The organism is Mycobacterium sp. OAE908, from assembly GCF_017872775.1.
GTDB lineage: Bacteria > Actinomycetota > Actinomycetes > Mycobacteriales > Mycobacteriaceae > Mycobacterium.
This window is the reverse complement of record NZ_JAGGJL010000001.1, coordinates 4888995-4903133: the sequence shown is the minus strand read 5'-3', so window position 1 is coordinate 4903133 and position 14139 is coordinate 4888995. Positions and strand designations below refer to the sequence as shown.

Annotated in this window: 15 protein-coding genes; 5 read left to right on the top strand and 10 right to left on the bottom strand. The window is 66.5% G+C overall.

The window, feature by feature from the left end:
- Positions 1-14: 14 nt before the first annotated feature.
- Positions 15-212 (top strand): hypothetical protein, encoded by a 198-nt coding sequence (locus J3E61_RS24205; protein WP_210085255.1) that lies wholly within the window; start codon positions 15-17, stop codon positions 210-212.
- Here the strand turns inward: J3E61_RS24205 and J3E61_RS24200 are convergent.
- Positions 209-610, bottom strand: a complete 402-nt coding sequence (locus J3E61_RS24200) for an SRPBCC family protein (protein WP_210085254.1) — start codon at positions 608-610, stop codon at positions 209-211. The two genes, J3E61_RS24205 and J3E61_RS24200, sit on opposite strands and share 4 nt — an antisense overlap.
- Positions 611-699: 89 nt before the next feature.
- On the opposite strand from J3E61_RS24200, the gene J3E61_RS24195 reads away from it, so the two are divergent.
- Positions 700-1386, top strand: a complete 687-nt coding sequence (locus J3E61_RS24195) for a hypothetical protein (protein ID WP_210085677.1) — start codon at positions 700-702, stop codon at positions 1384-1386.
- Positions 1387-1422: 36 nt separating this feature from the next.
- Positions 1423-2256, top strand: a complete 834-nt coding sequence (locus J3E61_RS24190; RefSeq protein WP_210085253.1) for a class I SAM-dependent methyltransferase — start codon at positions 1423-1425, stop codon at positions 2254-2256.
- Here the strand turns inward: J3E61_RS24190 and dnaE are convergent.
- Together dnaE and J3E61_RS24180 are read right to left on the bottom strand one after the other, a co-directional pair.
- Positions 2253-5783, bottom strand: coding sequence for a DNA polymerase III subunit alpha (gene dnaE / locus J3E61_RS24185; RefSeq protein ID WP_192720580.1), 3531 nt, complete (start codon positions 5781-5783; stop codon positions 2253-2255). The two genes, J3E61_RS24190 and dnaE, sit on opposite strands and share 4 nt — an antisense overlap.
- Before the next feature lie 71 nt (positions 5784-5854).
- Positions 5855-6415 (bottom strand): carboxymuconolactone decarboxylase family protein, encoded by a 561-nt coding sequence (locus J3E61_RS24180; RefSeq protein WP_210085252.1) that lies wholly within the window; start codon positions 6413-6415, stop codon positions 5855-5857.
- Between the two features lie 38 nt (positions 6416-6453).
- Between J3E61_RS24180 and J3E61_RS24175 the strand changes: the two genes are divergently transcribed.
- Positions 6454-6777, top strand: a complete 324-nt coding sequence (locus J3E61_RS24175) for a winged helix-turn-helix transcriptional regulator (protein WP_192720582.1) — start codon at positions 6454-6456, stop codon at positions 6775-6777.
- Positions 6778-7039: 262 nt separating this feature from the next.
- On the opposite strand, the gene J3E61_RS24170 is transcribed toward J3E61_RS24175, so the two are convergent.
- The 6 genes from J3E61_RS24170 to J3E61_RS24145 are packed head-to-tail and all read right to left on the bottom strand — an operon-like array spanning position 7040 to position 11807.
- Positions 7040-7774 (bottom strand): TetR/AcrR family transcriptional regulator, encoded by a 735-nt coding sequence (locus J3E61_RS24170; RefSeq protein ID WP_210085251.1) that lies wholly within the window; start codon positions 7772-7774, stop codon positions 7040-7042.
- A gap of 31 nt (positions 7775-7805) precedes the next feature.
- Positions 7806-8963 carry an RNA polymerase subunit sigma-70 gene (locus tag J3E61_RS24165; RefSeq protein WP_210085676.1) on the bottom strand — a complete coding sequence of 386 codons (1158 nt, stop codon included), beginning with the start codon at positions 8961-8963 and terminating at the stop codon, positions 7806-7808.
- 47 nt (positions 8964-9010) lie between these two features.
- Positions 9011-9388, bottom strand: a complete 378-nt coding sequence (locus J3E61_RS24160) for a YciI family protein (protein WP_210085250.1) — start codon at positions 9386-9388, stop codon at positions 9011-9013.
- A 30-nt stretch (positions 9389-9418) separates the two neighbouring features.
- Positions 9419-10321: an EamA family transporter RarD gene (rarD, locus tag J3E61_RS24155; protein WP_210085249.1), complete on the bottom strand. Its 903-nt coding sequence runs from the start codon at positions 10319-10321 to the stop codon at positions 9419-9421.
- On the bottom strand, positions 10318-11247 hold the full coding sequence (locus J3E61_RS24150; protein WP_210085248.1) for an RluA family pseudouridine synthase: 930 nt from the start codon (positions 11245-11247) through the stop codon (positions 10318-10320). Before J3E61_RS24150 ends, rarD begins: the two co-directional genes overlap by 4 nt.
- Positions 11244-11807, bottom strand: a complete 564-nt coding sequence (locus J3E61_RS24145) for a signal peptidase II (protein ID WP_210085247.1) — start codon at positions 11805-11807, stop codon at positions 11244-11246. Before J3E61_RS24145 ends, J3E61_RS24150 begins: the two co-directional genes overlap by 4 nt.
- A 42-nt stretch (positions 11808-11849) precedes the next feature.
- On the opposite strand from J3E61_RS24145, the gene J3E61_RS24140 reads away from it, so the two are divergent.
- A complete protein-coding gene (locus J3E61_RS24140) occupies positions 11850-12779 on the top strand; it encodes an asparaginase (protein ID WP_210085246.1) in 930 nt (309 codons plus the stop codon).
- Here J3E61_RS24140 and J3E61_RS24135 read toward each other — a convergent pair.
- On the bottom strand, positions 12744-14129 hold the full coding sequence (locus tag J3E61_RS24135; RefSeq protein WP_192720589.1) for a DNA polymerase IV: 1386 nt from the start codon (positions 14127-14129) through the stop codon (positions 12744-12746). The two genes, J3E61_RS24140 and J3E61_RS24135, sit on opposite strands and share 36 nt — an antisense overlap.
- Positions 14130-14139 lie beyond the last annotated feature (10 nt).

Genomic DNA, 14139 nt, shown 5'->3' with positions numbered 1-14139 from the left:
GCTATCGTCATCTCATGACCGTGCGCGACGAAGTCAGCATCGCCGGCGTGGCGTGGCCGGTCTACAAGCTGCTGGCGCTCGCCATCGGCTTCCTGGTCCTGGTGATCGTCGCGGTCGCCACCGGCAGCGCCGCACCCTCGGTCCTTGCCGCTGCAGCAGCCGGCACCGTGGTCTGGCTGGCCCTGCGCCCGTTCCAGTCGTCTGAGCGTTAGTTCTCCAGCAGCCGCCGCAGCGCCTCGAGGTCAGCGGCCACCGCGGCAGCATCGGCATCGAATTCGGCTGACGTCATGCCGTCGCGTCGCCGCACCGTGAACAACACCTCACAGCGGGGCTCCCCGATGCCGGCGGGAATCACCCGCAGCGGGTTGTAGACGGCCTCGCCCGACGGCAGCCGGACCACGTGGTCGAGCACGCCGAACTGGTTCGGCGACGCGAACTCGACCGTCACCTGGCCCATCGGGGAATCGGCGACCCAGCCGTCGGCGGTCTGCCGAAGTTCGCCTGCGGCGAGTCCGGCGGCCCACTGCGGCCAGGTTTGTGGGTCCCCGGCGAACTCGTAGACGACTTCTGGGGCGGCTTCGATCCAAATGCTGACGTGTCGCGATTCCATCCCCTTATCGTGTCGCACACACTGACCTGATGGACACGACACCCGAACCCTCGGCGGCGGTCGACGAATTCCTCAAGCGCGCAGAGCGCTTGGCCTCCGGCGCCGAACGCCATCTACCGTCGTGGCTGCGGCCCGGCGATCCCGAGAGCCGCTTGCCAGTGCTGTTCGCGCTCGTCGCCGTGATCGGTCTGCAACTGGCAATCCCGAAGAGCTACACCGTCGTCCCCCGCTGGCCGCTGGTCGGGCTCGAGTTGCTTCTCATTGCGGTGCTGCTGTGGCTCAACCCGCTGAAACTCACCAACGCGACACGGCTCGGCCGATACGCCACCTGGGTGCTGCTCGCCGCCATCACCCTGGACAACACGCTTTCGGCGGTGCTGCTGGACGTTCGCATCCTCACTGGTGAGGTCAGCAACAAGGCTGCGGTGTTGCTGGGCAGCGGCGGGGCGATCTTCGTGACCAACATCATCGTGTTCGGCATCTGGTACTGGGAACTGGACCGCGGCGGCCCGTTCGCCCGGCGCGCGGGCGAACAGCCCTACCCGGACTTCATGTTTCCGCAGATGGACCCCGACACCGCGAAGCTGGTCAAACCGGGGTGGCGTCCGACGTTCGTCGACTATCTGTACGTCAGCCTGACCAACGCGATGGCCTTTTCTCCAACCGACACGATGCCGCTGGCCCGTTGGGCCAAGGGAATGATGGCGGTGCAGAGCCTGGTGGCGGTGACCACCATCGCGCTCGTAATCGCAAGGGCGGTGAACGTTTTGGGCTGATTGTTCAGCCTGAAAAGGGGAGTATCGTTGGCGGACATGGGAATTGCCACTACCGAACTCACGCCAGTCGAGCAGACCGCGTTCCTCACTCAATATGCCAGGGCGCTGGACAGCCGGTGGGCACGACCGATTCTCGCCGACCGGCTGGCCGACGAGGTCGTCGGCCAGATCGACTACGACTTCGCGGGTCTGGGCGTGCAGACCAGCGTCGTCTGCCAGACGGCGCTACGGGCGAAGATGCTCGACGACCGGGTGCGCGCGTTCATCCGAAAGCACCGGGACGCCGTCGTGGTTGACCTCGGCGCGGGACTGGACAGCGGCGTCTATCGTGTCGACCCGCCCTCGACGGTGGACTGGTACAGCGTGGACCTGCCTGGGATCATGTCACTTCGCGACGATGTGTTGCCGGCCCACCCGCACTCGCATTCGGTGCCCGCGTCCCTTTCCGAAAAGCATTGGCCCGATGGCATTCCCGCCGACCGCCCGACAATTCTGGTCGCTGACGGGTTGTTCGCGTTCCTGTCCGAAGCGGTGATCGTGAGCATCTTCCGGCGCATCACCGACTACTTCAGCTCCGGCGAGCTCGCGTGCAACGACTACGGCCGCATCGGCTGGGTCAGCCGAGTCGCGATCAAGCTGTCCCCGCAGAAGATGTTCAAGGACGTCGGAAGCCAATGGGGTTATGCGGGTTTCAAGGACGCCCACCATCCGGAGATGTGGAACCGGCGGCTGACATTGGTCGAGGAAGCCAGCCTGGCGCGCCAGCCCGAGGTCGACCTGTTTCCCGGTTGGATCCGGGTGGCGACAAAGCTGTCCGGCAAGAGCAAGGCAGGCGCACGCAAGGCGCGCATCCTGCGCTACGCCTTCTAGCCGCCGAGGCAGCCCGGCCCGAGCAGTGCCTTCAGGTCGCCCATCAACGCCGACGACGGTGTCACACGCAGCGAGGCATCCAGCTCCAGTGTGGTGATGCGCTCACCGCTGATCAACCGCAGATGCACCTGCGAGGTGCCGGGGTGGCGCGCCAGCACCTGCTTGAGCGCGGTCACCTTGTCGACGGTGCATTGCCGCGTCGGCAGGCTGACGGCCAGCGGACGGTTCGCCTGTGCACTCGAGAAGTCCGGCACCACAAGCTCGTTGGCGATCAGCGAGATGCGGTCGTCGCGGATGGCAACCTTGGCTCCCACCAGTACCACGGCGTCGTCGGCGATCTCCGCTCCGAACGTCGAGTACGTCTGCGGGAAGAACAGCACCTCGATGCCGCCGGTGAGGTCTTCCAATTGTGCCGAGGCCCACGGTAAGCCGTTTTTGTTCACCCGCCGGTTGACGGAGGCCAGAATTCCGCCGACGCGCACCTGCGTGTCGTTGGCGACATCGCCAGAGAGGATGGCCGGGATCTGCGTATCGACTTGCGCCGCAAGCAGATGAGCGATGCCGTTCAACGGGTGTCCCGAGACGTAGAGGCCGAGCATCTCGCGCTCGAGCGCCAGCTTGTGCTTGTCCTCCCACTCCTCGTCGGGCACCTTGATGGTGAACACCGCATCGGTCGCGGTGTCCGCACCGCCGAAGAGGTCGAACTGACCCATCGCTTCGGCCTTCTTGGTGCCCAGCACCGAGTCGACGGCGTCCGTGTGAATAAGGAACAGCCCCTTGCGCGGGTGATCGAGCGAGTCGAACGCCCCCGCCTTGATCAGGGATTCCGTCACCTTCTTGTTGCACGGGCCGATCTCGATCTTGTTCAGGTAGTCCGAGAAGTCGATGTACTTGCCCTTGTCGGTACGCGTAGCGACAAGGGACGCAACGACATTGGCGCCGACGTTGCGGACCGCACCCAGGCCGTAGCGGATGTCCTCGCCGACCGAGGTGAAGTTCAGGCTCGATTCGTTGACGTCCGGCGGCAGCACGGTGATGCCCAGTCGGCGGCAGTCGGCCAGGTACACCGCGGCCTTGTCCTTGTCGTCGCCGACCGACGTCAGCAAGCCCGCCATGTACTCGGCCGGATAGTTGGCCTTCAGATAGGCCGTCCAATAGGACACCAGGCCGTAGCCCGCGGCGTGGGACTTGTTGAACGCGTAGTCCGCGAACGGCAGCACCGTGTCCCACAGCGCCTTGATGGCCGCGGCCGAGAACCCGTTGGCCTTCATGCCCTCCGAGAAGCCCTCGAACTCCTTCTCGAGAACTTCACGCTTCTTCTTGCCCATGGCTTTTCGCAGAATGTCTGCTCGGGCGAGCGAGTAGCCGGCCACCTTCTGCGCGATGCGCATGATCTGCTCTTGGTAGACGATCAGGCCGTACGTCTCGGCGAGAATGTCGCGCAGCGGCTCCTCGAGCTCGGGATGGATCGGCTTGATGGCCTGCTTGCCGTTCTTGCGGTCGGCGTAGTCGTTGTGGGCGTTCATGCCCATCGGGCCAGGCCGGTACAGCGCGATCACTGCGACGACGTCCTGGAAACCGGTCGGCTGCATGCGGCGCAGCAGATCGCGCATCGGGCCGCCGTCGAGCTGGAAGACGCCGAGGGTGTCGCCGCGGCCGAGCAGTTGGTAGGTCGCGGGATCGTCGAGCGGGACCGACTCGAGGTCGAGGTCGACTCCCCTGTTGGCCTTGATGTTCTCCAGCGCGTCGCCGATGATCGTCAGGTTGCGCAGGCCCAGGAAGTCCATCTTCAGCAGGCCGATGGCCTCACACGACGGGTAGTCCCAGCCGGTGATGATCGCGCCGTCCTGCGGACGTTTCCACAGCGGGATGGCCTCGGTCAGCGGCTCACTGCTCATGATCACTGCGCAGGCGTGCACGCCCGAGTTACGGATCAGGCCCTCGAGACCCCGCGCGGTTTCGTAGATGGTGCGCACATCGGGGTCGGTGTCGATGAGCCCGCGAACCTCGGCGGCCTCCTTGTACCGCTCGTGGTTCGGATCGGTGATCCCGGACAGCGGGATGTCCTTGGCCATGATCGGCGGCGGCAGCGCCTTGGTGATCCGGTCGGCGATCGCGAAGCCGGGCTGGCCGTAATGGATGCGGGCCGAATCCTTCAGCGCCGCTTTGGTTTTGATGGTGCCGAAGGTGATGACCTGCGCGACCCGGTCGCTCCCCCACTTATCGGCGGCATACCGCACCATCTCACCGCGGCGGCGGTCGTCGAAGTCGATGTCGATATCGGGCATCGACGCGCGCTCGGGGTTCAGGAACCGCTCGAACAGCAGCCCGTGTTCGATCGGGTCGATATCGGTGATGCGTAGCGCATAGGCGACCAGCGAGCCGGCCGCCGAACCGCGACCCGGCCCAACCCGGATGTCGACTGAGCGGGCGTAGCTCACCAGGTCCGCGACGATCAGGAAGTAGGACGGGTAGCCCTTGGCGCAGATCACCTCGATCTCGTAGGCCGCACGGTCGACGTAGTCCTGCGGCACGCCGGAGGGGAAGCGACGCGCGAGCCCGGCGTCCACCTCGTGCTTCAACCACGACGCCTGGTCGTGTCCTTCGGGCACCGGGAAGATCGGCATGCGGTCGCGCAGTTCCCACACATCGGAGTAGGACTGCACCCGGTCGGCGATCAACAACGTCGAGTCACAGGCGCCGGGAATGTCGGCGTCCCAGATCCGCCGCATCTCCTCGGCGGATTTCAGGTAGTAGCCGTCGCCGTCGAACTTGAACCGGTTCGGATCCGACAGCGTCTTACCGGTCTGGACGCACAGCAGCGCCTCGTGGTTGTGTGCGGCGTCGCGGGTGACGTAGTGGCAGTCGTTGGTGGCCAGCGGAGGGATGCCGAGTTTCTGGCCGATTTCGAGCAGCCCGTCGCGCACCCGGCGCTCGATGTCGAGACCGTGGTCCATCAGCTCGAGGAAGTAGTTGTCCGGACCGAAGATCTCGCGCCACTTGGCTGCCGATTCCAGCGCCTCACGTTCGTGGCCGAGCCGCAGCCGCGTCTGCACCTCGCCCGACGGGCAGCCGGTGGTGGCGATGATGCCCGACGCGTGCTCGGCGATGAGTTCGGCATCCATCCGCGACCACTTGCCGAGCTGACCCTCGAACGAGGCCAGCGACGAGAGCTTGAACAGGTTGCGCAGGCCGGTTGCGTTCTCGGCGACCATGGTCAAGTGGGTGTAGGACCCGCTGCCCGAAACGTCGTCGCTCTTCTGGCTTGGGTCACCCCACAGGATGCGCTTGGTTTCGAAGCGCGACGCGGGTGCGATGTAGGCCTCGATCCCGATGATCGGCTTGATGCCCACATCGGTGGCGGCGTTGTAGAACTCGCTGGCGCCGAACATGTTTCCGTGATCGGTCATCCCGATGGCGGGCATCTGAAGCCGCTCAGCCTCGGCGAGCATCGGCTTGACCTTCGCGGCACCATCCAACATCGAGTACTCGGTGTGGTTGTGGAGGTGCACGAAGGAAGAGTTCATAGGGGAGCCAGTCTATGGCCGCGGTCCGACACTTCTCGGCGTGTCGCTGTGCGTGTCTTTGCCGGCGTGCCTCAACCGGGGAACCGGCGCGCGCCAGGCTCCAGCGGCAGCCGCAGACTGTTCACGAGATAACTCACAGTCCGGTAGGTGCCTGCGAGCATGAGCAGCTCGAGGATCGCCTCGTCGCTGTGGTGTGCAGCCAACTGCGTCCAGATGTCGTCGTCGACCGAGCAAGTCTGCTCCAGGCTGTCGCACAACCGGATGAGCACCCTGTCTTCGTCGGCCCAACACGTGTCGTCGGGCCCGCCCGCCACCAGCGACGCTATCTGCGCTTCGGTCAACCCGGCCTTGGCCGCGAAAACGGCCACGTGCACTCCCCATTCGTATTCGGCGCCGCACATTGCCGTCACGCGGTCGATGACGATCTCGCGCTGCCGAATCGTCAGGTTGCCGCGGTCGAGCAGGCCTGAGTTGAAGAACTTGAAGAACAGCCGTCGATCACGGGCCATCGTCGTGAAGAGCACCAGCGGCGGCGCGCCCCGCATGATCGCGTCGATCGCCTCTTGCATGTCGGATTCCAGCGGTGCCGATGCCGGGGCGATCCGCGCGCTATGGATTTTATAGCTTGTCATGCTGGCACTCTACGCATCGGTGCTACAAAATGTGAAGCATGACTTCCCCGAGGATCGGATCGCCGGTACGTGGCTCGACGTCAGGCAGACCGATCATGGTGGCTCTCGACACGCTTGGCCGTCGCGGCGCGCTGCGCGCGCTCTGGGAACTGCGTGGCGGCCCATTGACGTTCCGGGCGTTGCAGGCCGCCTGCGAGACCAATCCCGGTTCGCTCAACACCCGGCTCCGCGAGCTGCGAGACCTCGGGATCGTCGACCACGATGCCGGCGGATACCGGCTCACCGATCAGGGCCGTGCGCTGATGACTGCGCTTGAGCCGCTGCAGGACTGGGCCCACCAATGGGTGGCCGAGAGGCGTTAGTCGATCCGCGACCGTCCGCGCCGCAGCACCCGTCTGACGGTGGGCATCGGATGCAATTCCCAGCCGATTTGCACGAGCACCCCCGCCGCGACGAACGCGGCGATGAGGACTGCCAACCAGATGCCGACCATGGACAGCACGCTATTGCGGTCCTCCGCGGTAGGAATCGGGTGTTTCCCTCGAAAACCAAAGCGGTTGCCCTCGAAAAGGTCGTGCAACCGTCAGGGTGGCCCCGATCGGTGGCTGACCTGCGGTGACAAGATCAACCAGTCAGTTCGGGCCAGACGTCGGAAAGCCCATCGGCGCCGACGGCCGCAGGGACGGGAGCGGTCAAGCTGAGCGTTCTGCCGTTCTTCCGCTGATCTAGCAATCCCCTTGTCATCAGCCGGTGAAGTTGCTTGGCAATCTCGGCCATGTTGTTGTGTTCGACAATAAATCCGGCGTAGAAGCCCATTCCCAGGAACATCGCGAGCAACATGCTCACCACTGCGGGGCCATCGGTTTCGGCGGGAATCTCGCCACGGGCCATCGCGTCATCGATGACCGAGGCATAGAACTCCTGCACGGCGGCGACCACCGGCCCGGGGTGCTCCCGAAGGCTTGGACTGCGATGTGATTCCAACCGGGCGGTGATGACGAATCGCAACATCGACTGATCCGCGAAGCCCGATCGGTCTGCGGCCACGGCGAAGGTCGTCAGCTGGTTCAGCAGGGTATCTTGACGTTTCGCTTGGGCAATGCAGTCGGCGACAATCGAATACGCCTCTGCGATGAGGCAGTCGTAGATCTCCTCGCGGGCGTGAAAGTAGTAGTGCATGGTGGGCCGACTCAGCCCTGCACGAGACGCGATGGCCTGAAAGTTGGCGGCCTCGTACCCGCGTTCGTTGATCACTTCGCGCGCTGCGCGAAGAATGCGCGCGCGCGTCTCAGCCGAGTCGGCGCCGACTGGACGGCCGCGTCCCCTGCCCCCGGAAAACTGCTCAGCGTCGCTCCCCACGAGCAAACGCTAAGTCATTGCTAGTGGGTTTTCAACGCAAACGCCAGAAAAGATAGTCAGCAACCCCGGGATCCGTGGTGAGTTCGATGGCTCGGCGGAACGCTTTCGCCGCTTCCGCGGGCCGCCCCGCCTCGGCAAGCAGATGCGCCCGCGTGGCCCAAAACGGCTGAAAGCGCGCGGCGGCCGGGTCATCGATCGCGTCTAGACCGCGCAGCCCCGCCTCGGGTCCGTCGAGTTGGCCGTCGACCGCCGCTGCGGCCACGGCCGCGCCCAGCGACGGCGCGATTCGCAGCAGCGCCCGGTGCAGCTTGCTCAGCACATCCAGGTCGACGGCGCCGTGGGTGGCCCTGGCGCAATGGGCGGACTGGATCGCCGCCTCGTACTGGAACCGGCCAGGCGTGTGGTGCTCGTATGCGCGGCGCAGCAGACCCTCGCCACGCGCAATCAGTGCCGCATCCCAAAGGGCGGTGTCCTGTTCGTCGAGCGGGACGAAGGCGCCGTCGGTGGTGCGCCGAGCCGGTCGGCGCGCCTCCGACAGGCACACCAACGCGGCGAGACCAAGCACCTCCGGCTCATCGGGCAGCAACTCGGCGAGTACGAGCGCCAGATGCAACGCTTCGGCGGACAGCGATTCGATCGGCGCGCCCTGCGGCGCAAGTTGCCAATCAATCGAATAGGCACCGTAAACCGCTTCGAGGACCGCGGGCAGTCGCTTGGCAAGGTCGTCGCGTTCGGGTAGCACGAACGGGATGCCTGCGTCGCGGATGCGTTTCTTGGCTCGCACCAGACGCTGTGCCATGGTCGCGGGTTCAACGGCGAAAGCGGTGGCGATCGCGGTGGCCTCGACGCCGAGCACGGACTGCAACATCAGCGGTGTGCGGATGTTCGGGGCGATCGCCGGATGTGCGCAGACCAACATCAGCTCCAGCCGCCGGTCCGGTACAGCGGGCATGGCGTCATCCAAAGATGTTGGGTAATAATCGATTTCGTCCAATGGCTGGGTCATCCGGTAGCCGGAGGATTTCCAGAGGTCGCGCAATCGGTTGCGTGCCACCGTCAGCAGCCAGCCTTCGGGGTTCGCGGGTATGCCGTCGTCGGGCCACCGGGCCAGCGCGCGTTCGAACGCGTCGGCCAGCGCATCCTCGGCGGCGGCGAGATCGCGCGTCGGCGCCGCCAGCACCGCCAGCAGTCTGCCGTAGGAGTCCCGGGTGAGCTCAGCGACCAGGGACTGGACTGCTAGGGGTGGTACCACCCGCGGTCGGCGGCGTATGTCCGCGCCACCGGACGGATCTCGATCCAGCCCCAGCCGTTGGCAGGATTGCGTTGCGCCCACTTCAGCGCCTCGTCGAGGTCATCGACCTCGATGATGAAGATGCCGCCGAGTTTCTCCTTGGTGTCGGCGAACGGGCCGTCCTGGATTTCGGGCGTGCCCGCGTGGGCGGTGACGGTGGTGGTGGCGACGACGGATTCGAGCACCTCGGTGTCGATCAGCACACCGGCGTCCGACAAGTCGTCGGCGTACTGCTGGAAGGCTGCCATGGCCGGCGCCATGTCCTCCTCGGTCAATCCGACTTCTGTGCCCTCCTGGTAATGCATCAACAGGCAGTACCTCATGGCGTGGTCCTCTCTGACTCGATGGTGTCACTACGGAGATGACGATTCGAGTGCCCGCCGATCGACACGGGACCGCCACAATGCGTCGGCGGTGAACACCGCCAGCGCCACCCAGATCAACCCGAAGCCCAGCCACCGCGCCGGCGGCATCGGCTCATGGCCGACGACCACACCCCAGGTCAGCTGCATGGCCGGGGTCAGGTAGAACAGCAAGCCCATCGTCACCAGTGGCAACCGCTGAGCAGCGGCGGCGAACAGCAGCAGCGGCAGCGCCGTGAACACTCCGGACAGGATCATCAGCACCACGTGACCCGGGCCGTAGTCGGTGAAGGTGCCGCGGTTCGTCACCTGCAGCACCACGATGTAGGCGACCGCGAAGGGCGCTGCCAGTCCAGCCTCGATGCCGACGCTGACCCGCGGGTCGACGGGCACCACCTTCTTGATCGCCCCGTAGAGACCGAACGACAGTGCCAGGCCGAGCCCGATCAGGGGCAGCGAGCCGACTTCCACCGTCAGCACCACCACCGCGATCACCGCGATGCCCAACGCCGCGAACTGTGCGCGGTTGAGCCGCTCGCGGAAGACCAGTAGCCCCAGCGCCACCGTCACCAGTGGGTTGATGAAGTAGCCGAGCGCGGCGTCCACGACGTGGCCGTTGTTCACCGCGTAGATGTAGATCACCCAGTTGATCGAGATGAGGGCCGACGCCAACGTCAGCAACAGCCAAGTGCGCCCAGTGATCTGGCGGATATCGCCGAGCCGCCGCACCGCCGCGATGACAACGACCATCAGCGCCACGCACCAGATGATTCGGTGGGCCAGGATCTCGAATGCGCTGGCGGGCTTCAGCAGCGGGAAGAACGCCGGGAACAGGCCCCACGACGCGTACGCGCCGACGCCGAACAACAACCCTGAGCGACGTGAATCGCTCACAGTTCGTGGTTGCGCAACACGTCGAGCGCATGCTGCAAGTCGTGCGGATAGGGGCTGGTGATCTCCACGCGCCTGCCGTCGGCGGGGTGGGCGAACGCCAGCGATCGCGCATGCAGCCACTGGCGTTGCAGGCCAAGCTTTTTCGCCAAGGCCGGATCGGCGCCGTACGTGATGTCCCCCGCGCATGGATGGTGCAGTGCGGCGAAGTGCACCCGGATCTGGTGGGTGCGTCCGGTTTCCAGTTCGATGTCGAGCAGGCTTGCCGCCTGGTGCGCCTCGAGTGTGTCGTAGTGCGTGACGCTGTGCCGGCCCTGTTCGGTCACCGCGAACTTCCAGTCGTGTCCGCGGTGGCGCCCGATCGGCGCGTCGATGGTCCCACTGGACGGATCGGGATGCCCCTGCACCAGTGCGTGATACCGCTTTTCGACGGTGCGCTGTTTGAACGCCCGCTTGAGTACGGTGTAGGCGCGTTCCGACAGCGCGACCACCATGACGCCCGAGGTGCCGACATCCAGGCGGTGCACGATCCCCTGCCGTTCGTGGATCCCCGACGTGCTGATCCGGAAACCCGCAGCGGCGAGCCCGCCGAGCACCGTCGGCCCGTGCCATCCGACGGTCGCATGCGCGGCAACGCCTGGCGGCTTGTCGACGGCGACGATGTCGGCATCGGAGTAGAGGATCTCCATGCCCTCGATGTCGACGGGCGTATTCTCCACCGGCGCAGGCGCTTCGGGGAGCCGCACCTCCAGCCACGCGCCTGCGGTGAGCTTGTCGGACTTGCCGGCGGGGGCGCCGTCGACTTCGACGCCGCCGTCCTCGGCCAGCGCCGCGGCCGCCGTTCGCGACAGCCCGAGCAGCCGCGCCAGCCCGGCGTCGACGCGCATCCCCGCCAGTCCCTCCGGGACTGGCATCGACCGGGTCGTCACTCGGACGGGTCGGCCTTGCGGCGGCCGACGGTGTCGAAGTCAAAACCGAACAGCGACAAGGCAACCAGCAGGATCGCCCCGCCGACCACCGACGGGTCAGCGACGTTGAACACCGGCCACCAACCGATCGACAGGAAGTCCACCACGTGCCCGCGCAGCGGTCCCGGTGAGCGGAAGAACCGGTCGACCAGGTTGCCCATGGCGCCGCCGAGGATCATGCCGAGTCCGATCGCCCACCACGGCGAGACCAGTCGCCTGCCCATCCAGATGATGCCGATCACGACGCCTGTCGCGATCAAGGTCAACACCCAGGTGTAGCCGGTCGCCATCGAGAACGCCGCGCCGGAATTGCGCACCAACGTCCACGTGATGGTGTCGCCGACGATCGACACCGGCTGACCCGGGGTCAGCAACCGCACCGCGAGAACTTTCGTGACGATGTCGAGGACCAGCACGACCCCGGCGACAGTCAGGAGCAGACGCAGCCGCTTATGTGCAGGCTGCTGCGGCGCCTCCTCGTCAGTCACGGGTTCGGCCGTGCCCGGGGATTCATCAGTCACTCCCCCATCATCGCAGGAGACTGGATTTGAAATGATTCCCCCATGGGTCGCCTCGTCGTCGTCACCACCGGCGGCACCATAGCCACCAGCAGCGACGACACCGGGGTCAAGCGACCGACCCGCAGCGGCGCGGACCTGACCGCTGGTCTCGACGTCGACGTCGTCGATCTGATGGCGATGGACAGTTCGCAATTGACACCCGCGCACTGGGACCAAATCCGCGCCTCGGTGCTGTCGGCCTGCAAGAACGATGAAGCCACCGGTGTGGTCATCGCCCACGGCACCGACACCATGGAGGAGACGGCGCTCTGGCTCGAGCTGACCTATGACGGCGAGATGCCCGTGGTGGTCACCGGCGCGCTGCACAGCGCCGACGCGCCCGACGCCGACGGACCCGGGAATCTGCGTGATGCGCTGACGTTGGCCGCCAGCACGCAGGCCCGTGGGCAAGGCGTCTTGGTGACACTGGCAGGCACGGTGTGGCAGCCGCTGGGACTGCAGAAGTCTGCGACGGGTGACATGCGCGGCTTCACGGGCGACGTGCTCGGCAGCGTCGCCGACGGGCGGTTCATCGCGCAGCGGTCCAAGGACCGGCCGTTTCTCGGTCCACTGTCCGGGGACGCGCCGCGCGTTGACACCGTCGCGGTGTATCCCGGCGCAGACGCGGTCGCGATGGACGCCTGTGTCGAGGCGGGCGCTCGCGGCATCGTGCTCGAGGCCCTCGGCGCGGGTAACGCAGGCGCGGCGGTGATCGAAGGGGTGCGGCGGCATTGCCGCAACGGGGTGGCGGTCGCGGTGTCCACGCGGGTGCCCGGCGGGAAGGTCACCGCCGGTTACGGCCCGGGCAGGGACCTTGTCGACGCGGGAGCGGTGCTGGTGCCGCGGCTACCGGCGGCGCAGGCCCGCGTGCTGCTGATGGCCACCTTGGCTGCCGGCTCACCCGTCGAGGAGGTCCTCGGCCGCTGGGGCTGAGCGGGCCGCCAACTCGCTGACGAAGTCCGGCCAGTCCAGGCTGTCGACCGGGTTGGCCCGCTCGATGCCGGGGGTGTCGTCGGGAAATGTGTGCACGGGCCCCGGCCCGGTGCTGCGGGTCTCGAACCGCACGGTCATCACGCCGTGGCCCGCGCCCTGAATCCAACCGTGCCCGTGTTCGGGGTGGACCACGTCGTCGCCGACGCGCCATGCCGGCGCGGTGGCGGCCAGGTCACTGACCGTCTGCGGCAGCTGCGTGTCGGACACTTCCTCGGCCATCAGCTCGAGGTCCGGAAACAGCGACTCCTGGCGCACATCGGACAGCCCCGAAAAGCCAACGCCGACAAGGCGAATCGGGCCGATTTCGACGGGGTCGAGCAGCAGCCGCCTTGCCATCGCGATCAAGGTCGGGGCGTCCGTCGTCGCGTACGGCAGCGTGGCCGACCGCGTCAGGATGCTCATGTCGGACTTCTTCAGCTTCACCGTCACGGTGCGGGCCCCGCGACCGTCTTTCTCCAACCGTGCATGCGCATGCTCGCCGATCGGCCCTGCGGCTTCCCGCAACTGGTCGAGGGTTGTCAGGTCTTCGGGGAAGGTCGATTCTGCGCTGATCTGTTTGGCCGGAGCGTTCTCGGCGACCGGTCGATCGTCGATGCCCTGTGCTAGGCGGTGCAGCGAGGGGCCGACGGTCGCCCCGAGGATGTTCGCGGCCTCGGCGTCCGTCAGTGCCGCAAGCTGGCCTACGGTGTCGATACCGAGCCGGTGCAGTTTCTCCTCGGCCACGGGCCCGATGCCCCACAGCCGTCGCACCGGAAGGCTGTGCAGCAGAACGGTTTCCTCGTCGCGGCGCACCACCCGGATGCCGTTCGGCTTGGCCAGGTCCGACGCGATCTTCGCGATCTGCTTGCCCGATCCCGCACCGACGGATGCGACCAGGCCCGTCTCCTCGCGGATCCGGTCCTTGAGGTGTCGGCAGAACGCGTCGACATCTGCGGCGTCAGCGCCGGAAAGCTCGGTTGGCTCGCCGAAGGCTTCGTCGAACGAGAGCTGCTCGAGGACGGGCACCAGCGTTCGGACGGTCTCGAACACGCGGCGGCTGGCTACGCCGTAGACCACGCCGCGTGGCGGTAACACCACGGCCGGGGCGCCGACCAGGCGGCGAGCCTGATGCATGGGCATCGCCGATCGGGCGCCATAGACGCGGGCCTCGTAGCTTGCCCCTGCGACAACACCGCGGCCGCCCAGCCCGCCGACGAGCACGGGACGCCCCCGCAGGGTTGGCCGGGTCAGCTGCTCGACGGACGCGAAGAACGCGTCCATGTCGAAGTGCAGCACCCAGCGCGAATCCACGGTTCCCGAT

Coding starts and splice junctions, on each gene's coding strand:
- J3E61_RS24205 (WP_210085255.1), top strand. CDS start 15: ATGACCGTGCGCGACGAAGTCAGCATCGCCGGCGTGGCGTGGCCGGTC.
- J3E61_RS24200 (WP_210085254.1), bottom strand. CDS start 610: ATGGAATCGCGACACGTCAGCATTTGGATCGAAGCCGCCCCAGAAGTC.
- J3E61_RS24190 (WP_210085253.1), top strand. CDS start 1,423: ATGGGAATTGCCACTACCGAACTCACGCCAGTCGAGCAGACCGCGTTC.
- dnaE (WP_192720580.1), bottom strand. CDS start 5,783: ATGAACTCTTCCTTCGTGCACCTCCACAACCACACCGAGTACTCGATG.
- J3E61_RS24180 (WP_210085252.1), bottom strand. CDS start 6,415: ATGACAAGCTATAAAATCCATAGCGCGCGGATCGCCCCGGCATCGGCA.
- J3E61_RS24175 (WP_192720582.1), top strand. CDS start 6,454: ATGACTTCCCCGAGGATCGGATCGCCGGTACGTGGCTCGACGTCAGGC.
- J3E61_RS24160 (WP_210085250.1), bottom strand. CDS start 9,388: ATGAGGTACTGCCTGTTGATGCATTACCAGGAGGGCACAGAAGTCGGA.
- J3E61_RS24140 (WP_210085246.1), top strand. CDS start 11,850: ATGGGTCGCCTCGTCGTCGTCACCACCGGCGGCACCATAGCCACCAGC.